General features: G+C 37.3%; 18 protein-coding genes and 1 pseudogene. 11 read left to right on the top strand and 8 right to left on the bottom strand.

Annotated elements, in window-relative coordinates:
* Positions 1-484: 484 nt before the first annotated feature.
* The gene (locus AAEZ18_RS15060) at positions 485-1,696 is read left to right on the top strand and encodes a porin (protein WP_350595109.1); all 1,212 of its coding nucleotides are present in this window, start codon (positions 485-487) and stop codon (positions 1,694-1,696) included.
* A gap of 214 nt (positions 1,697-1,910) precedes the next feature.
* Here AAEZ18_RS15060 and AAEZ18_RS15055 read toward each other — a convergent pair whose 3' ends face one another.
* The gene (locus AAEZ18_RS15055; protein WP_350595107.1) at positions 1,911-2,237 is read right to left on the bottom strand and encodes a type 2 periplasmic-binding domain-containing protein; all 327 of its coding nucleotides are present in this window, start codon (positions 2,235-2,237) and stop codon (positions 1,911-1,913) included.
* A 261-nt stretch (positions 2,238-2,498) separates the two neighbouring features.
* Positions 2,499-2,999 carry a GNAT family N-acetyltransferase gene (locus AAEZ18_RS15050; RefSeq protein WP_011328255.1) on the bottom strand — a complete coding sequence of 167 codons (501 nt, stop codon included), beginning with the start codon at positions 2,997-2,999 and terminating at the stop codon, positions 2,499-2,501.
* Positions 3,000-3,150: 151 nt separating this feature from the next.
* Between AAEZ18_RS15050 and AAEZ18_RS15045 the strand changes: the two genes are divergently transcribed.
* On the top strand, positions 3,151-3,354 hold the full coding sequence (locus tag AAEZ18_RS15045) for a hypothetical protein (protein ID WP_011328256.1): 204 nt from the start codon (positions 3,151-3,153) through the stop codon (positions 3,352-3,354).
* A gap of 89 nt (positions 3,355-3,443) precedes the next feature.
* On the opposite strand, the gene AAEZ18_RS15040 is transcribed toward AAEZ18_RS15045, so the two are convergent.
* Positions 3,444-3,641 carry a CPXCG motif-containing cysteine-rich protein gene (locus AAEZ18_RS15040; RefSeq protein WP_011328257.1) on the bottom strand — a complete coding sequence of 66 codons (198 nt, stop codon included), beginning with the start codon at positions 3,639-3,641 and terminating at the stop codon, positions 3,444-3,446.
* 447 nt (positions 3,642-4,088) lie between these two features.
* Between AAEZ18_RS15040 and AAEZ18_RS15035 the strand changes: the two genes are divergently transcribed.
* Positions 4,089-4,610 carry a TetR/AcrR family transcriptional regulator gene (locus AAEZ18_RS15035; RefSeq protein ID WP_086996965.1) on the top strand — a complete coding sequence of 174 codons (522 nt, stop codon included), beginning with the start codon at positions 4,089-4,091 and terminating at the stop codon, positions 4,608-4,610.
* A gap of 815 nt (positions 4,611-5,425) precedes the next feature.
* On the top strand, positions 5,426-6,025 hold the full coding sequence (msrA, locus tag AAEZ18_RS15030; protein ID WP_041454432.1) for a peptide-methionine (S)-S-oxide reductase MsrA: 600 nt from the start codon (positions 5,426-5,428) through the stop codon (positions 6,023-6,025).
* 97 nt (positions 6,026-6,122) lie between these two features.
* On the opposite strand, the gene AAEZ18_RS15025 is transcribed toward msrA, so the two are convergent.
* Positions 6,123-8,234, bottom strand: a complete 2,112-nt coding sequence (locus AAEZ18_RS15025; RefSeq protein WP_350550131.1) for a TonB-dependent siderophore receptor — start codon at positions 8,232-8,234, stop codon at positions 6,123-6,125.
* 781 nt (positions 8,235-9,015) lie between these two features.
* Complete coding sequence (locus AAEZ18_RS15020) at positions 9,016-9,936, bottom strand: transposase (protein ID WP_407072702.1); 921 nt, start codon at positions 9,934-9,936, stop codon at positions 9,016-9,018.
* Positions 9,937-10,291: 355 nt separating this feature from the next.
* Between AAEZ18_RS15020 and AAEZ18_RS15015 the strand changes: the two genes are divergently transcribed.
* Positions 10,292-11,485, top strand: a complete 1,194-nt coding sequence (locus tag AAEZ18_RS15015; protein WP_350550126.1) for an acetyl-CoA C-acyltransferase family protein — start codon at positions 10,292-10,294, stop codon at positions 11,483-11,485.
* A 321-nt stretch (positions 11,486-11,806) separates the two neighbouring features.
* On the opposite strand, the gene AAEZ18_RS15010 is transcribed toward AAEZ18_RS15015, so the two are convergent.
* Entirely contained in the window at positions 11,807-12,664 is an 858-nt protein-coding gene (locus tag AAEZ18_RS15010; RefSeq protein WP_041454433.1) for an AraC family transcriptional regulator, read from the bottom strand.
* 299 nt (positions 12,665-12,963) lie between these two features.
* On the opposite strand from AAEZ18_RS15010, the gene AAEZ18_RS15005 reads away from it, so the two are divergent.
* The 5 genes from AAEZ18_RS15005 (at position 12,964) to AAEZ18_RS14985 (ending at position 17,217) form a co-directional block, all read left to right on the top strand.
* Positions 12,964-13,119 carry a hypothetical protein gene (locus AAEZ18_RS15005; protein ID WP_218910930.1) on the top strand — a complete coding sequence of 52 codons (156 nt, stop codon included), beginning with the start codon at positions 12,964-12,966 and terminating at the stop codon, positions 13,117-13,119.
* A gap of 118 nt (positions 13,120-13,237) precedes the next feature.
* Positions 13,238-14,617 carry an NAD-dependent succinate-semialdehyde dehydrogenase gene (locus AAEZ18_RS15000; protein ID WP_011328268.1) on the top strand — a complete coding sequence of 460 codons (1,380 nt, stop codon included), beginning with the start codon at positions 13,238-13,240 and terminating at the stop codon, positions 14,615-14,617.
* 384 nt (positions 14,618-15,001) lie between these two features.
* The gene (locus tag AAEZ18_RS14995) at positions 15,002-15,346 is read left to right on the top strand and encodes a response regulator (RefSeq protein ID WP_350595105.1); all 345 of its coding nucleotides are present in this window, start codon (positions 15,002-15,004) and stop codon (positions 15,344-15,346) included.
* A 10-nt stretch (positions 15,347-15,356) separates the two neighbouring features.
* Positions 15,357-15,629 (top strand): response regulator transcription factor, encoded by a 273-nt coding sequence (locus AAEZ18_RS14990; protein WP_350595104.1) that lies wholly within the window; start codon positions 15,357-15,359, stop codon positions 15,627-15,629.
* A complete protein-coding gene (locus tag AAEZ18_RS14985) occupies positions 15,616-17,217 on the top strand; it encodes an MASE1 domain-containing protein (protein ID WP_011328270.1) in 1,602 nt (533 codons plus the stop codon). Before AAEZ18_RS14990 ends, AAEZ18_RS14985 begins: the two co-directional genes overlap by 14 nt.
* Positions 17,218-17,245: 28 nt before the next feature.
* Here the strand turns inward: AAEZ18_RS14985 and AAEZ18_RS14980 are convergent, their stop codons facing one another.
* Positions 17,246-17,788: a hypothetical protein gene (locus AAEZ18_RS14980; protein WP_011328271.1), complete on the bottom strand. Its 543-nt coding sequence runs from the start codon at positions 17,786-17,788 to the stop codon at positions 17,246-17,248.
* Positions 17,789-17,998: 210 nt separating this feature from the next.
* On the opposite strand from AAEZ18_RS14980, the gene AAEZ18_RS14975 reads away from it, so the two are divergent.
* A complete protein-coding gene (locus AAEZ18_RS14975; RefSeq protein ID WP_011328272.1) occupies positions 17,999-18,715 on the top strand; it encodes a metal-dependent hydrolase in 717 nt (238 codons plus the stop codon).
* A 304-nt stretch (positions 18,716-19,019) separates the two neighbouring features.
* Here AAEZ18_RS14975 and AAEZ18_RS14970 read toward each other — a convergent pair.
* A pseudogene (locus AAEZ18_RS14970) lies at positions 19,020-19,298 on the bottom strand (hypothetical protein); the annotation flags it as partial.

Genomic DNA, 19,298 nt, shown 5'->3' with positions numbered 1-19,298 from the left:
TATTTGTATCCAAAAACAACATCAGTCAGCAATTGATATTGCTGCTGGTGCGTATTTAATTAATAAATTTTTGCTGACTGAATTTCATTCGCCGTTGTTAACATCTGCAAAATTATTTAATACAACTGTTTAACCTGTTTGTTAGCTTGTTTGTCGCATTTAGTTTTTATTAAAAATATTTTTGTATATATTGATGATATAAAAGCCACTTAGAGCTTTTGCACTACCCTTCACTTTTTATCCAACTTGAAAAAAAATTCACCTTTATTTTTTTAATTTCTAATACCAAACAACTACCCAGCAACTCAAAGCATTAAAAAAAGCAACACCACAAAAACAAAATTAACGCTTGGTGAATATTTGCCATTTATTTTGTTTATTGCGGGTGATTATTTTTCACTTTTGAGCATATTATTGCTTTGTTAGTCTTCAACCCCACAGATATACCCCAATAAAAAAGCATCAAATTTACACAAGGCAACAAATGATAAATAACAAGTTAGCAACTCTACTAAGCGTAAGTATTTTAGCGGCTCCAGCTGTATCAGCAGTAGAAGTTTATAAAGACGATAAAAATGCTGTCTCTATTGGTGGTTATATTGACGTTCGTGCGATCAATACCCAAAACCAAACTGAAATAGTAAATGGTGCCTCGCGTATTAACTTTGCTTTTAAACGCCAATTAAAAAATGATTGGGAAGCACTGGCCTTAATTGAATGGGGTGTAAACCCTGTTGGTAACAGTGATATTGTTTATAATAACCGTTTTGAATCTATTCAAGATGAGTTTTTATATAACCGCTTAGGTTATGCCGGCTTATCGCATGATAAATATGGTCAAATTACCATTGGTAAACAATGGGGTTCGTGGTTCGATGTTGTTTACGCCACCAACTACAGCTATGTGTGGGATGGTAACGCAGCAGGTGTTTACACATATAATAAAGACGATGGCGCAGTAAATGGTACCGGTCGCGGTGATAAAACGTTGCAATATCGCAATACTTACAACGACTTTGAATTTAGCGTACAAACGCAGCTAAAAAACAGTGAGTTTTACACTTGTGATGTAAGCAATATTACAGAAGCACAGTGCCAAAAAAAATGGGAAGCTGGCGATGCGACAGCACAAAAAGTAGAGTTTAATTACACTTTTGGTGGCGCAGTAACTTATAACGTAACCAATATGCTTACGTTAACTGCCGGCATTAACCGCGGTGAGTTTGACTTACACTTTGGCGATGGCACAACTCGCTCAGTAGAAGATATAATTTATGGCGCTGGTATTATTTGGGGTAACATTAACGCACCAGGTTTATACGCTGCCGCTAACATTAATAAAAACGAAAACCATGATACCGACAATTTGGGTCGCTTAATTAAAGAAGCAGTTGGTATAGAAACATTTGTATCTTACCGTTTCGATAATGACTTTAGACCATTTATTGCATACAACCTTTTTGATGCTGGCGACGATTACGTAATTCAACCTAACTTTAACGCCGACCCTAACGATGTATTTAAGCGTCAATTTGCCGTTATTGGTGTTCATTACTTACTTGACGACAATACCCAGCTTTACATAGAAGCACGTAAAGATTTTGGTGACTTTGAAAGTGCTAATAAAGAACAACAAGCACTTATGGAACAATCGGAAGATGACGGCATCGCAATTGGTTTTAGGTATATACTTTAAAGCCTAACATAGTTTTATAAAGGCCTTGTTATAGAGCATAACAAGGCCTTTTTTATTGGTTTTAAGTTTATAGCATCACTCAGCCATGCTGCTTTGAATGTCTATTTGGGCGCTTAAAACTATATTTACAAATGTTGTACTTACGTCATTTTTTAAATTGAATTTGTAGTGGACTTTGCGTACTTACATTCTCCAGCGTTATAAAATGACATCCTCACTGTAAAATTTCTTGTGCACAATACAGTCCTATCACCCCACTCCTAAACATTACAATCTCGGTTACTAATGTTTGCATATGCCTAGGTTTGCTGACACTATTTGGCGAAAACCCGACTTGTTTACTTTCACATTTATGGCCTTGATTAACAAGAGCAACTAGCTTATCTGGATAGACCGTATGGCTAATAAATTCATTGCTAATTGTGCTTCTTAGTAATGGCCTTGAAAACGCTATATCAATTTGCTCTGTAGCTGTCATTTCAAATAACGTTACGTGCACTTGCATATAGTAGGTTTTATTAGTGCGGACCAAAGCCACCATAAAGGTTAAACACGCCGAACTCAAATGTGCAATTTAAGTGAACCGGATAAGTCGTCAGGATCTCAGATATTGTAATTTGAAATAAATATCTGCGCTTAGCATTTACTACTGCCCTGCTACTTTATAAATTTAACACCTTTGCTAAGGTATTACTCCCTCACAGCAAGTATGATGTGTTCTTTACTATGTTTACTTATAAATAATTACAGTAATTACGGAGGTAACGTTTAGATTTAAACCGGCTATTGTAGCACGCTAACTCTATAATAATTTATACCAAAGTGAACTGTTATCACTATTTTGTACACCACACTTTGGCGTAAATCCTAGCTTTATTAGCAAAGCGTGTGAACGTTGGTTGTGTGTACTTACCTCAGCATACAAATGTTTTAATTGTAATGCAGGCATTACTGCCATAAAGCCTAAAAGCACTTCTTGCATAATTCCTTGTTGCCAAAAATCTGGGTGTAGCTCAAAACCTATAAAAGCAGTTTGCTTGTCTGTATTTATTTTGTATAAACCACACGAGCCTAACAATTGGCCATTGCTGTTATGCTCAATTGCTAAGCGCAATACACCACCTTCGTAATAGCCGCTAATATCGTTTTGTATTAATTGCTTTACCTGTTGCTGGCTAAGCGGTGTTTGGTAATCGTTATATTGAGACACTAAAGGATGATTTAAAATGCCAAACAAAGCTGCGCCATGTTTGTGAGTTATTAAACGCAAGGTAACTCGCGGTAGTGTTATTGTTTTAAACATGCAATTACCAAAATTATAAATTTTTGAGCTACCTACTACTTAAATTCAATATTTGTAAAAATAGCTATTAAGCAATAAATAGCACTTTATATAACAGTATTATTAACTTACCATACTGCATTAACAAGCAATATATTGAGAGTAATTAGCCATGAGTGACGATTTTAAAGTAATACAGCCCACTACCACGGTTTATTGCCCTGAGCGCGGCGAAGGTTGGACCCTAACGGGGATTACTAATATTAACGAGTTCACTTCGGTGATGTTTGACGGCACGCGCTACACCCTTCCCGCTCGCGAAATTATAGAGCAATTATTGCCAAACCAATTAGCAAGAGAGCAGCAAAATAAATAACGACTTTTTAGCTTACATAAATAACCAAAAGGCTGCTTTGATAAAAAGCAGCCTTTTGGTTTTAAATTAAATCTGCGAGATTATAAAAGTTAAAATGCATCATCTTCACTGTATACATTAACACCAAGCTCAGCATCAGCATCTTCAAAAACTTTAAAAATAATTGGCTTACAACACACCTGGCAGTCTTCAATATACTGTTGGTCTAAATCTGCAGCATCTAGTAAAACGTCAATTGTTTCGCCGCAATAAGGGCAGCCAATCGATTTTTCGGTTAATTGATTCATTTACACACCAACCATTATAAATAAAGTTATTTTAGTTAAAATGCAGCTATTAAACAACATATCCTAAGTATTACACTGTGCTAATTTTTATAGCATTTACGCGAGTAAATATTATCGCTTATAACCAAGCTATTGGTTTATTTTAATGCGCTTAAATAAGGCAATAAACTCTAACTTGAGAGTTAGATAAACAAACTAGAACCTGTAGAATGAACAAATACATGTTTGCTATAATAATAACAATGCAGATTATTAATTGAGCATGCTCACAATAAAAATGAGCGCACTCAATTACTATTTACTTAATTTAGTAAGTAGCGAATAATCAATAAGCATTTGCAAGCTTAAAATAGGGTACTCAATTGTTTTTAATGCAGTTTTATAACACTTATTTTGCACTTACAAACATTACTTAATAAAACTAGTAGAGAGCAATACACAAATATAATGGATAAAAAACAGAGAACACGTAATAAAATTTTAGTATCTGCTTGGGAGTTATTTTTATTACAAGGTTACGAGCATACCTCAACCCGAGAAATTGCAACAGCTGCTGGTGTGGCTGTGGGCACTGTATTTAGTCATTTCGAAAATAAAATAGACTTATTAATTGCCGGAATGCAGCAACAAATTACCGCTATAATTAATCAAGCTCGCGCATCCGATAAACAACACTCTCCTAGATTAAAGCTGCGTCATTATGCACATCCCCTGTATTATTTTTATTGTGAAAACAGTGAATTTAGTAAAATACTTATCAGTAATGTTATTTGGCAAGCAACCTTTTTTAGTGAGCAAGTAAGCCTGTTTAAACAGTTATTATTTCAGCAGCAAACTCAAATTGATGACGTAAAAGCAAGCGTAATGATTGACTGCTACTTTATGACTTTAATTAGCGGGTTAAACGAGCAATCTCCCAATGCCGATGCTATGTTAAGGCAACTTACCCAAAAAATAGCTTTGCTATAAACAGAGCACTATATAATTACTGGTAACTAAAACGGAGCATCGCTATGCGGTAAGCCCCGCCCTTTACTTATGATAAAGAAAACATAAAGATTAGCGCTATTGCTAAACTATACTCACCCACAACAAAGCATGATGTGTTCTTTTTGCTCATAACTTTGTCCATTAAAGCTAATAGCATTCAGTATAAATAAAATAAGCTCTGAATAAGGTGTTTAATACACTAGCCATTTCTTATTAAACTCCTATTCTGCACTTTAATAAGTACAGGTAATATTATACATTCCCAAACAACTACTGTATATAAATACAGTTACCTGCAATATTGTAACCCAGCTAAGTAAACCGGCACCATTTAAAGTTAAAACTTTATATATAACAACCTATTATAAAACTGAATTTATACATAAAGTTTATTATATAAAAACAAACACTGTACGCACACAGTCAACGCCATTTGTGCTAAATATCTTACTTCCCTACTTTTTAAATACATACCCCCACCAGCGGTATTGGCAGTTAACATTTTATAAGCTTGTGTACTAAGCACCTACCCGCTATCTTTTTGCTAATGCCTAGTTGTGATCCACCGGCAATAAGCATTTTATTAGTTTTACTGTTCTTAAAATTAGCTAACAAGCTTTGCGTTAGTCTCAAAAATAGGGTTTAGGCTTTAAAGTGGGTTTTATTAAAGCGGCCTCATTCACTAAAGCGCGTTGCGGCTTACAAATAAAAATGAAATACGTTTTACTAATAGCGGGTCTAGTAACTATACCAATATATTTATTTATACATTCATCAAACAGATGCGAGATTTTATGAAAAGAATATTAGCCTTAGCGTTAACATCATCCGTTATATTTTATGCCTCGCTCGCCCATGCAAACAAAACCGAAAAAGCCGTTTTAGCCGGAGGTTGCTTTTGGTGTATGGAAAGTGATTTTGAAAAGCTAGCAGGTGTAACCGATGTAATATCGGGTTTTACGGGAGGTAAACTTAAAAACCCAACTTATAACGGCAATCATCGTGGTCATTATGAAGCTGTAGAAATTACTTACGATCCTGCAATAGTTAGCTATAAAGCTATACTCGAGCATTACTGGGTAAACATTGATCCCTTTGATGCTAAAGGCCAATTTTGCGATAAAGGGCCAAGTTACTTAAGCGCTATTTTTGTAGCTAACGAGCAAGAGCGCAAATTAGCAGTGCAATCTAAACAAGCAGTGAGCAAACAGTTCCCAAATAAAACCGTGGTTACCCCTATACTAAACACCAGTACTTTTTACCCAATTAAAGGCGATGAAAGTTACCATCAAGATTATTATAAAAACAATCCTATTCGCTACAATACCTATCGCTGGCGTTGTGGGCGCGACAACCGCCTAGAAGAAATTTGGGGCGATAAAGCAAGCCACTAAAGTACCCACAATAAAATACCTTACTCAATACTAGATTAACTAACAGGCTGCTTATATTAACCAGCCTGTTATACGTTTTTAAAATACGTGTAAGGTATTAAAACTTAAACGAGGCAGAAAATCTAACACTACGAGGCGTGCCTGGTTGCACCCAAGCGTCTGAAAATGAGCTGATATAATAAGTTTCATTAAATAAGTTATCTAGCTCCCCTGTTAGCGTTATTGAGTCTGATACGGCGTAACGCATAAATGCCCGAGCAGTTATATAACTTGGCAGTGTAAAGTCGGTACCAAAAAAGCCATTTCGATCTCCCACATAAAGTAAACCACCACCCAATTTTAGTGTTTTTCCATTCACTTCTGTCGACTTTACCAACTGTAAACTCAATTGATGCTGAGGAATATTTAACAGCGAGCTGCCTGCAGCTATATTTAGGCCAAAGTTGCTATCGTAAAATGAATTTTTGGTTGTTGCATCAACATAAGCATAAGACGCCCACAGGTTTAAGTTATTCGTTAGTTGACCATTTATATCAATTTCAAACCCTTTACTTTGCGCCTCCCCAATAGCGGCACTGGTAAATGCTGTTGGATCGTCTACTACCAACATATTTTGTTGCTCAACTTTAAATAAGGCTAAGGTGCCCACCAGCGCACCGTTATTTAAACTAACCTTAACGCCTACTTCCTTTGAAGTTGTTTGGTTTGGTTTAAAGCCGTTTCCCTGGGCGTCGGTACCCGAAAGCGGACGAAAGTTTTCACCATAAGCCGCATAAGCCGATATAAAGTCAGACACCGCATACACAGCCCCTAATTGCGGACTAATACGCGATTCTGTTTGTTTATACCCTGTATTAGTTAAACGATTATTAAGTGTTTGCTTAAAATCGTCTAAACGCGCGCCAAGACGTATATCTAGCTTATTGGTTAAACTTATTTGATCTTGTATAAATACGCCCAATGATTGCTGAATTTCAATACGATCAGTATGAGTGGTGGGTGCAGGTAGCGCATAAGCACCATACTCTGGGTTATATACATTAATATATTGATCGCCCTTTACCTGTAGTAAAAACTGATCGTTTTCAAATTTATCGGTATCAGCCCCTATAGTTAAACGATGCTCAAACCCTGCAAAATTAATATCGCCAGTAACTTCGCCGCGTAAAACCTTATAGTTTGCACTGTAATCTCGATAACGCCTAAAGCGATTAACCTCATCATTCACTACACCTGCAAAACCAGTTTCAGTGGCAAAACCGGTTAACTTAGTATCACGGTAATTAGCAGCAATTAATACACTCCAGTCGTCATTAATATCATGCTTAAGTTCAAGCTGATGGCCAATTACTTGTGCTGTAATAGGGCCATCACCCGGCTCACCTAAAAATCGGTTTGCAGGAATAACCCCAAGCTCACCATTTATTGCTAACACTCCTCTATCAAAAGGTATTGTTTGCTTACTGTATTCAAGTTCGTAAATCAGTTCACTATTGTCGTTAATATACCAAGCTACTGATGGGCTAACGCCTTGTTTGGTTTTTTTAATGGTGTCTCTAAAGCTATTTGAATCTTCATAAAAACCGATCAGTCTAATTGCAACATCATCAGAAACCCCAGTGGTGTAATCTATATCAGCCCTATAGGTATCCTCACTTGCAACAGCAAGTTTTAGTTCGCCTGCGGTATCAAATGCTGGCCGTTTAGTTATTAAGTTAACCACTCCGCCAGGTTCTCCCCGACCAAATAACGCAGCACGCGGCCCTTTTAGCACCTCAACCGAGGCAATACTTGACAGATCTCGCGTACCACCCAAGCCCCAGCCTATATTAAAGCCATTAACTAAGTAGTTACTCGAGAGGTTTTCATCTCCTGTAAAACCACGTAAAGCAAAATTATTTAACAGGCCACCAAAGTTATTTTGCCTAGCAACCGAAGCAGATAGATCCAATGCTTGGTTTAAATCCCATGCGCCAGCATTTTCAAGCGTTGCTAAATCGATTGTTTGCTCAGCTTGTGGTGTTTCTAAAGGCGTAAAGTTACTGCTGTATACATGGCGCGAGCCTATCACTGCAACCCTCTCTATAGCTGTATTAGCCTGATTAAATAGCGGTGGTTGCTCAAAGGCTGAGCTTGTTTGGCTGGTAAATAAGAAAACTAAACAAGCAGATAAATAAGTAAGCTTACGCTCTTTAAAATTGGTGTTCATTGTTAACCTTGTTAATTACATAACTAAAATTGAATTGCAGCCTAAAGCAGTAACTAGTGCTTAGTACTTATAGGCTGTTTGCAAAGCTTGGCATGTGAGGTAATGCCGCTTTTGTTGGATTACGTTTAAAGCATTGACGTTTATAAACGTGCTGTAGCTTATAAACTGGTTATACAAATTTACGGCCATAGCCGTGTGATTAGAATTAATTAACTTACAAAATGACATGCCTAGCGTGATCATCACCAGCGGCGTGTAATTAATACTAAATACCCAGGTACGTGCTCATATAAGCATTCGTGCGGTACGTATGATTTAAGGTGTAGCCGTAGGCTAAAATAAATTCGGTGTGTTTGGTTAAGTGCTGTTGCTGCAAAGCGGCTTTATATTAAAGATAATACTGGGCGCCGTTTTTCGATAAAAGTCCAAAAAATTCAATAGATTAAATTGGCTTGTTCACCCTTGCTATTATCCATACTATATTGAGTAAACTAAAGCTGGCAGTCTTATACCATAAACGGTGTTTATTGCAATATTGGCATAAAACTATTTATTAAAAATGGGACATATTAAAAATGGGACAGGCACATATTTCCCGGTTTATTTAACCTCAAAATTCGTCATCGTTATTTACTAATTCCCCCACACTTCTACGCTCTATTAGTTTACATAATTTAAGTTATTAGTAGATATGTGTTTAGTAGGGATATCAGGCAGGTAAAGTTAGTTTCAAAGGCGGTTTGTTAAAGTTGTTGTTAAGTTATCGCTGAAGGTGTGGCGCTCACCCTGCACCTTTGTACCATTTAACATCGTTATTCGCGGCTTGCTGCTTTAATCGTTGTTTACTCCCTGCAAAGTTTGAATATTTATGCCTAAATCGTTGAATCGATTCAAGCCATTGTGCTTCTTCTATATTCAGAGTAACTAGCACTTTAGGAATTGCTTTATTTATATATCCTTTTTTGTTTGGAGAAATTTGACGACCACTCCAATCTACTAATTCTAGGTAATCTAGTAACGCAAAAGGTATAGTGTGTTTTATGTTGTTAGCGCAAAATGGCTTTAGCTGACTTGGTTGACTTTGATCTTGAACACTATCTTTTTGCTTTGAGGGGTTATTTGTTTGAACCGTATTTTTAGTAAAGGCTGTCAATTGCGCTATACGTTCTTGAATAGAAGTAAAATCACTGTCTTCTAACGTACCGGCCATGTTTGCTCTAATAGGATTTAAATCGACATAGGCCATGCAACTAAGCAATGCGGTTTCATCTAATAATGCTTGTGATTTATAGCGCCCTTCCCAGTACTTACCTGTGCAGCTATCTTCCTTATTTGCTTCACGGGCAATGTATTCATTTAGGTTTTTCATATACCAGCTTATGTCGTAAAGTCTTTCTCGCCATTTAGCTATAATTTCATTAACGCAAACTAAACTCGCATTATCTAACTGCTCGCCTTTTAAGTAACTATCCACCAAAGCGTGGCCATTATAAAGCCTATACCAGCGTTCAATTACTTCACTATTTGCCCAATCTAGTGCCTGCTTTCTATTAACATTTACAACTAAGTGATAGTGATTGCTCATAATTGCGTAAGCTGCAATCTCTATGGCAAACACACTACTTAACAACTTTATACGCTCTACTAGCCACTCTCTGCGGTGATCAAAGTTTTTGCCTGTGTATTTATCATCACCACACAAAAAAGCTCGCCTAACGCATCTAGCTATTAAGTGATAATAAGATGTTGATGCCAAATCAATGAGATTTTTTCTTGCGCGTGTCATAAAATACAAAACCAATAACCACTGGATATAATAACAGTAGTAGCTAATGTGAGTTTTGCAAATACTTTGTGCCTGTCCTTTTAAATCTTTTAAATCTCTTTAAAGCAAAAACATAAAATGATTAACAAAGTTATATATCAACTCAACGCCTGCAGCTTTAGTTTATTTTAAAATTATGTTTTGATGAATTAAAGTCAACCTTTATCCTTTTGCTCTTTTAATATCATTTAGAACAAAGTGGATACAAGCAAAAAAATAATAAGAGAACACAATGACACAATTTAATAACAATAGCGTAGTAATATTAAGCGCAGTACGCACTGCTATCGGTGGCTTTGGTGGCAGCCTTAAAAACTTCACTCCCGCTCAGTTAGGCACTATGTGCGCCAAAGAAGCATTAGCCAGAGCAAATATTTCACCAAAGCAAGTTGGTTCATGTGTGGTAGGTAAAGTGATACATAACGGTCCTAAAGACGCGTATTTGTCGCGAGTAATTGGGCTAAATGCAGGGTTACCAATTAGCAGTCACGCGGTAACACTCAACCGCTTGTGTGGTTCGGGTTTAGAAGCCATTATACAAGCAGCACAACAAATTCAATTAGGTGATGTAAACGCAGCTTTAGCAGGCGGAGCAGAAAGCATGAGTAGCTCAGGCTATACTCTAGCAAGTAATCGTTGGGGCCAAAAAATGGGTGATAGTACAGTAGTTGATGAGCTAACTACCACATTACAAGACCCATGGGACAACACCCCTATGGGCGTTACCGCTGAAAACATTGCAGAAAAATATAGCATTAGCCGCAAGCAACAAGACGCTTACGCAGCACAAAGCCATCATAAAGCGGCTAAAGCCATTACCGCAGGCTATTTTAAACAGCAAATAATGCCCATCGAAATTAAATCTCGTAACGGTAATCAAATTTTTGATACTGACGAGCATGTTCGTGCTGACACAACGGTCGAAAAACTCGCCACCTTAAAACCCTACTTTAAACAAAATGGTACAGTCACCGCAGCTACCTCATCAGGTATTAATGATGGCGCAGCCATGTTAGTGCTTATGTCGGAGCAAAAGGCCAATGAGCAAGGCTTAAAACCACTCGGTCGCCTAGTCGGTTATGCCAGAGCAGGTGTTGAGCCTTCATTAATGGGCACAGGGCCTATTCCTGCTGTGCAACAGGTGTTTGACAAAACTGGATTAACTATTGATGACATGGACGTAATAGAATCAAACGAAGCCTTTGCCGCACAGGCATTATGCGTAGGCAATGAGTTAAACTTTCCTGAGCATAGAGTAAATCCCAATGGCGGAGCTATAGCACTTGGCCACCCTGTTGGCGCAACCGGTGCTATTTTATCGACCAAATGCCTGTACGAACTGAAACGCATTAACGGTAAATACGGCTTGGTCACTATGTGTATTGGTGGCGGACAAGGTATAGCTGCTATTTTTGAAGCGCTTTAGTTATAAAAGATTTTAAAAGAAATAGCGGCTTGAAGTGAGCCGCTTTAATTTAGTAAAAATAAAGTTTTGATTGGTAAGGGGCAATATTTAACCTATTAATTATTTTATGCCTGTCCCTTTATTTTCTACTAGTTAAAATGAGTTTATTAGCAAATAGCCTGGGGTATAGAATCATTCATATTCCTAACCCACCTAGGAAAATGGCTTAGAAAATATCAGGGTTTAATTTATGGCACTGTTAATTATTTTATGCCTGTCCCTTTATTTCTGTTACCTTTATTTCTGCTTTGTGACCATCTGGAAGACTGCTGTTGCGATGCTTTAATCCAAGTCATTATTTGGACTGATGCCAAACAGTCGTTTATATTCTCGGCTAAACTGGCTAGGGCTTTCATATCCTACTTGCAGGGCAATGTATGATATTTGCGCGTCATTGATTTTAATCAGCCGTCGCGCCTCCATTAATCGTAAGTTTTTTTGATACTGTAGCGGACTCAACTGAGTAATTTTCTTAAAGTGTTGGTGAAACCCTGAAACACTCATACCGCAGCGGCTTGCCAAGTCTGCAATAACCAAAGGTTCATCTAGATGTGCTTTCAGCCAATCGACTGCTTGAGCAATACGATGAATATGGCTGCCATTCGTTACCAGTTGGCGCAGCTTATCGCCTTGTTTTCCTGATAGTAATCGATAATAAATTTCTTGCTGTATTAAAGGAGATAGAAATTCAATATCATTTGGATAATTAAGTAACTCTATCAATCGATCAAACGATGGCATGATAGAGTCATCTAATTGCCATTTGATTCCAAAATAACCCTCGTCTATATGTTTTTTAGGTGGTATTTTAGCCAGAACGTCGCGAATCATTAGCAAATTTAATTTCATAGATAATACAACAACAGGATTGTCTAACGAAGCCTGTTTAATATGTATGTTCAATGGAGCGTCTACTGGACAAAACATCAGGTTAGTATTGTCAAACTTTACACAATCTGTTCCTAAGTAAACCTCGCGCTCGCCTTGTAAAACAATACATATACTAGGCTCTAGGACATAACCGATTATTTTTTCTGGCCTGTCGGCACAATGAAATACTAAGTCTGGAATATCTGATTCGATGGTTTGGTTCTTAGGGATTAATCTAAGTAGTTGCTCAATGTTTGTTTTCTGCATCATATTTTACTTATTTTTAGAACCTGATTGACAGTACAAATTTTTATAGGATTAGGCAACACATTTGTAGGACTATTATAACGAATTATTAAGCTGTCCCTTATAATGATCGCATCACAAAATGAAAGTATTACACAGCTTAGGCAATAGCAGCCTGTGATCAGTTTGGCCATACAAGTCTTGTCGATGGTTCACTAAGTTTTTGATTTGGTGTTCTTTCAAGAACCAGATAAAAAGGGTTTTAATCCAGAACAGCTGTTTGTGATGGGTTATGCAGCGCGTTTCGATAGCGCGCCCTGAACATGGCAGCACAACAGTTAAAATTACCAATTACAGCTTCAACATCTGCTCAAGTCGGTCTTGGTATGAAAGCCGATAATAGCTATAACTTAATATATATAGATCTGTCTGTTGAAGTATCACGTATTAACAATGTGCAATCACAAAATCTCATCTAACCTGTCCTTACTCTAATGCAACATTTAGTATTGATGTACGCTTACATGTTGCAGTTGTATAAATAATAGTTGTACTCAGTGAGTCACTATAAATGAACTTTTAATCCAAGGAATATTTATGAGCGAATATAAAGTAACCAATCCAGCAACTGGCAAAGTTGAAGCCAGCTACCCTACTGCAAATGAACAAGATATTCAGCAAGCCATCACAAAAGCTGATGATGCCTATAAAGAATGGCGTAACATCTCTCTTAGCGAGCGCAGCGCACTTCTGCACAAAATTGCAGATATCTATATTGAGCGTCAAGATGAGCTGGCAAACATGATCGCTGTAGAAATGGGCAAGCCTGTAGCCCAAGGTAAAGGAGAGCTCGCTCTAGTCGCTGAAATATATCGCTATTATGCAGACAACGCAGAACAGCTATTAGCACATAACCAAATCAATGTAGCCGAAGGCTCAGCTTTTGTAGAGAAACTGCCAGTAGGCGCATTGTTAGGAATTATGCCGTGGAACTATCCGCATTATCAAGTAGCACGCTTTGCAGCACCTAACTTTATGGCAGGCAATACAATTATTTTAAAGCATGCCCCACAGTGCCCTAAAACGGCAGAAGTAATTGTCGAAATTCTTAAAGATGCCGGTTTACCAGATGGCGTATATAACAATGTATTTGCTACCAATGATCAAGCCGCAACTATCATCGAAGACAGCAGAATACAAGGCATCTCATTAACAGGTTCTGAGCGTGCAGGACAAGCAGTTGCTAAAATAGCAGGCGGCGCCCTTAAAAAGGTCGTTTTAGAGCTTGGGGGTTCAGATGCCTTTATCGTTGCAGCAGATGCTGATATTGAGCAAGCAGTAGCAGATGCCATCACCGGCCGCTTTGGCAATACAGGACAAGCTTGTAACGCCGCTAAGCGCCTAATTGTCGTTGAAGCCGTTTATGATAAGTTTGTACAAGGCTTTGCCGATGCGGTTCGTGAGATGACGTTGTCTGATCCATTAGATCAAACAACCTTTATCGGACCGATGTCCTCAAAAAGCGCTGCAGTCAATTTACAAAAGCAGTTAGATGAAGCAATAAAAGCTGGTGCCACCGTTCTAATTGAAGGCGGCATTGTCAAAGACAAGCCAGGCGCTTGGTTTGCTCCAGCAGTACTTACCAATGTCGATAACTCAATGGCTGTTTATAGCGAAGAACTATTTGGTCCTGTTGCTGTTATTTATAAAGCTCGTGATATCGCTGATGCGATCAAAATTGCCAACGATGTTCCATTTGGTCTTGGTGCGTCAATCCAGACTAAAGACTCAGAATTGGCAGCTGAGATTGCTGATCAGTTAGAAGTCGGCATGGTGACCATAAACGCACCTTCTGGTACTGAAGCCAACACCCCTTTTGGCGGTGTTAAGCGCTCAGGCTTCGGTCGTGAACTTGGTACCCTTGGTATTACTGAATTCTTAAACTACAAATTGATTCGTAATAAAACCAGTGCATAGATTTAAAGTTTAATTCTTATAAATAAATAACAAAAAGCCTAGCGTTAACATGCTAGGCTTTTTTGTTGCTCACTGACCCGTCCTGAAATAACTTTACAAACAAGGAGCTTATAAATAGACTTATCCATCTAAGAGCAAGCATAGACTTTCAAATAACCACCAGCCCAAAATAAATCTTCTAGAGATTAAGCTAGCTGACATTAAATTCCACAGCTTATTTTTAGTAAGATCGTGAAGTATTCAAAAATTTAGGCACTGTAAATTATTTTATGCCTGTCCCTTTATTTCCTTCCTTTATTTTTCTACCTAATTACCCTTTCTAAGATTTTTTCCTAGCCAATACTTACCTATTACCATGTATAATAATTTTAAAGGGAGATATAAATGCACATTGGTATCATAGAAGATCATCAACTAGTAAGAGATAGCTTTAAAAAGCTACTCGAATTACAGCCAGATTGGAAAGTAATAATAGAAGCTTGCAGCGTAAATGAAGCAAAGCTTGCGGTTGAACTAGAACAACCCGATATATTTATAGTGGATATATCGCTTAACGGTAAAGAAACCGGGCTTACTTTTTTATCTTACCTTTTTGAGCATTTTCCTAACATTAAAACCATTGTTGCCTCCATGCATGACCACGAACCCTATGTGAGTAACGCTTTGCGACTTGGCGCGTTAGGTTATGTGTCAAAACGCTCGGCTTCTGAAGAATTAAGATGCGGTTAAGTCTGTAGCTTTGGGTAAGCGCTATATAAGCGAAGACGTAAACTTTGCCCTAACCACAGAAAGTAGCGCACTTACGCTACTAACAAATCGAGAAATAGAGGCCTTACCATTATTTTCTAAGGGGCTTAATGCCAAGCAAGTAGCACAAGCATTAGGAATAATGCCTAAAACTGCTCATGTCCATAAGGCAAATATATACACTAAGCTTAACGTTACAACTTCATTCGAGCTGTTAAAAATTGCAATAGATGTAGGAGTAATACAACTAGATGAGCTTACTTAGCCTATCCCCCTCGTTTAGTTTTTTTATTACTACAGCTTTTAAACAAGTAACCAAGCAGTTACTTGTTGGGCTTGTTTATTTTGTTATATTTGCTGCAACTTTTTGGCTCAGCAAAAATCTAGAAACAGTCCCCGAAAGCAGCGCAATTTTTATTCCTGCGGGCATTAAAATTGCCTTCTTTTTACTTTTACCTACAAAGTATTGGCTAACTTTATGGGTAACATCTCGTCTTCTCGCTGCCTTTGTGGGTGCTTTTAATAATGAAGTTTTAGCTCTTGCACAATGGGATTTTAATTTATTTCATGGTTTTTGGCAGGAGCTTTGCTTTGTTGCGCTTATTTATATTTTAAAAAACAGCCGTTGGCCGCCCAGTATTAACGATAGCCAAGGTATACTTTCGTTAATATTACTGGCTGTTGCTAGTACATCTATTAAATGGTTTGTATTTGCTAGTGCGTTTGAATTTACCAATATACTGGTTGCTACAGAATTATTACAGTACCAGTTAAATATGTGCCTTGGGGATATTACCGGCACACTATTAGTCACTCCGCTAATGATGCTAATTTTTAGCGTGAGGCATAAATTAAATAAATCGCTATTACTAAAAATGATGCATTTAGGGGCTGCTTTATTGTGCCTTTTATTAATTGTAATTTTTGTATATGCACTACGCCCCGACACCTACCCGCTACTAAGGCTCGCCTCGTTATTACCCATTATTTGGTTTTCGTATAGGTTTGGCTCTTTGGGCGCTGTAACCAGTGCCACGTTAATTAATAGCTTAATTATACTCGAGGCAAGCTTTACTCATGCCCCTGAAAACACTTATATAAGCCAGTTATTCATTTTAGCAAATGCAATTACCAGTATGGTTTTAGGCGCTGCAATTACTGAACTAAAACGTAAAAATAATGAGTTATATAAAACGAACCTAGAACTCAGAAAGCAGTTAACTAAAAACACACACCTTGCGGCTAAAATGGTTAGCGTACAAGAAAATGAGCGAAAACATCTTTCTCAAGAGTTACACGACGAGTTGGGTCAAAATCTCACTGCTTTAAAAACTGACTTATCTATTTTGTCTCACATGAGTAATAAAGATACTCAGTCGTTTGTTAAAAGCTTAAAAACGAATGCCAATACCATGTACGATTCGGTATACCAATTAATGCATTACCTTCGCCCACGCGAATTAGACGAACTTGGCTTAAATAAGGCAATAACAGCCGGGCGACTAAAAAGTTTACTGCATAAGGCAAAAATTAATTTTCAGGCCGACTTTAAAATTCATAAAGCCCTGTCAAAAGATCATGAAATAGCTATTTATCGAATATGCCAAGAAGCTGTAACTAACTGTGTTAAGCATAGTAATGCCAGCAAAATGCATATAGAACTCGTAACCGATAATAATTTTATTACACTAACCATTAGTGATAATGGCAGTTTAGCAACACCTGCTAACAACTCGGGTAATTATGGTTTAGCTTTTATTGAAGAGCGCGCAATGGCATTGGGCGGAACTTTTGAAGTGTGTGTAAAAAATGGCTTTACCATTAAGGTAAAGCTTCCTTTTTACTTTGATTAGTTAGCACATTGCTTAATTTGTAAATTGCTTAGCAAATAAAAACTTGTTTAGTATAAAACTTTTGCCTTAATTGGCCTGCTTCTATATGTTCGGGATTAACTTGTATTTCAGCTTGGTTACCTATTAGCTGCAGTAGCATACCTTGTGCTATTTGGCTGTTGCCAAGCCTTGACTTTACCACCACTTGCTTGCCTATAGCGCCTTGTAATCGTGGCTTTGGCAAACTAGGTTTGCTAATTGGTTTTAACCCTTCCGACTTTGCAAATAAGTTTACGCAGTGCTGCTTAGCTGCAACTATCAAATCGTCTTTACCTTTAACCACGTCAACATTATTTAATAAATGGATAAATGCTTGATTAGCTCTATCAAACTCTGTAGACACATCAGTTAAACCCCGTATAGCTGCCCATTTTCGAATGACTATATATTTACCCTTTTTAATACGCGCTAAACTAATTGAGGCACCTGTCATTTTGCTATACCACTCAATACGATAGCAAAATGAGCCTAGGCTATGTAAAAACACCGTAATATTGCCAAATTCCTTTGTGCTTGCTTCAATTAAACTCATTTTACTTCCCTAACGTCCTAGTTAAATTGAGTTTATTAGCAAATAGCCTGGTATAAAATCATCCATATTCCTAATCCATCTAGGAAAATGGCTTAGAAAATACAAGTGGATTAATTTACGGCACTGTTAATTATTTTATGCCTGTCCCTTTATTTGTCTTAAAGAACATAATTGTTAGAATGCCCTCCTATTTCCCCATCAAGAGACACAATGGCAAACTTCAATACTCATCTTAATACTGCGCTAATCATCACAGGCTTAGCCTCAGCCACCTTATTATCTGCAGAACATATTGATTTAAAGGGCGCGCTCTGGTTATGGTTTTTAGGCTCAATCGGCGGTTTATTACCAGATATAGATTCAGATAACTCCACATCACTCGACACTATTTTTAACTTATTTGCACTCAGCGCTGTATTACTGGTACTGCATTACATAACCACTGAGCTAATTATTAAAATTAGTTTTATCGAGTTAATTGTAGTGCCCTTATTAGTTTACGGATTTATGAAATATATTATTAGACCACTTTTTGAATGGATCACAGTACATAGAGGCAGTTGCCACTCTTTACTATTTATACTGCTATGCGCGCTATTAACAACTCAAGTAACATGGGAACTGAATGATCAATCAACCCCACAAGCAGCCACCTTTGCCTGGTTAACGGGTGGGTTTATTTTACTCGGAGGATTAATTCATTTATTGCTGGATGAAATTTACAGTGTAGATTTAAGTAATGTCACAATTAAACGCTCTTTCGGGACCGCTCTAAAAATAGCTGACTTCGATAATAAATTAATTACATTGTCGTCAATTATTGCCATTGCAGGTTTAATCTATGTCGCTCCCCCTACAAAACAAACTATCACAGCGTTAAGTGATTGGTCTCACTTTAGATTTCAATCTTTAAAAATTAGATTTTAAGCCCTCTATACGCATAATAATACGCATAGCGAAATCAAGTGAATAACATTGACACCCACCCTAGTTTTTCAAAGTGATTAGCGTGGGTGTCATTATAATTTTCTTCTTTGTGTTTGTTTCAATTAAACTCATTTTATTTCCCTAACTTCCTAGTTAAAATGAGTTTATTAGCACTTAGCCTGGTATATAATCATCCATAGTCTAATCCACTTAGGAAAATGGCTTAGAAAATACCAGGATTTAATTCACAGCACTGTTGATTTTTTATGCCTGTCCTTTTCTTTTATTTTGTTTAAACTATTTATTATAACTTTTTATCTGCTCTGATTTTATCTTTCAGCTCTTCAATTAATTTTGCACCTTTTGCAACCTTATTTGTGCCACCATACTCACGATATAGATCATAAGTTGTAGCTAAAGCATAATTAAACATATCATCCGTTAAATCTTCTTGCTTTAATTGAGCGATTTGATTACTACCGGGATAAAGGCTGTTGGTCATTAAATATCTAGCGTCAATTAACTTGGCCGGTTCCGCGTCAATTATCTTGGCCGGTTGACACCGAATTTTATTTGCTCTTAT

Source organism: Pseudoalteromonas sp. 19-MNA-CIBAN-0066 (assembly GCF_040308705.1).
GTDB lineage: Bacteria > Pseudomonadota > Gammaproteobacteria > Enterobacterales > Alteromonadaceae > Pseudoalteromonas > Pseudoalteromonas nigrifaciens.
Note: the sequence above shows the minus strand (reverse complement) of the source record. Positions and strands in the feature narration are given on the sequence as shown.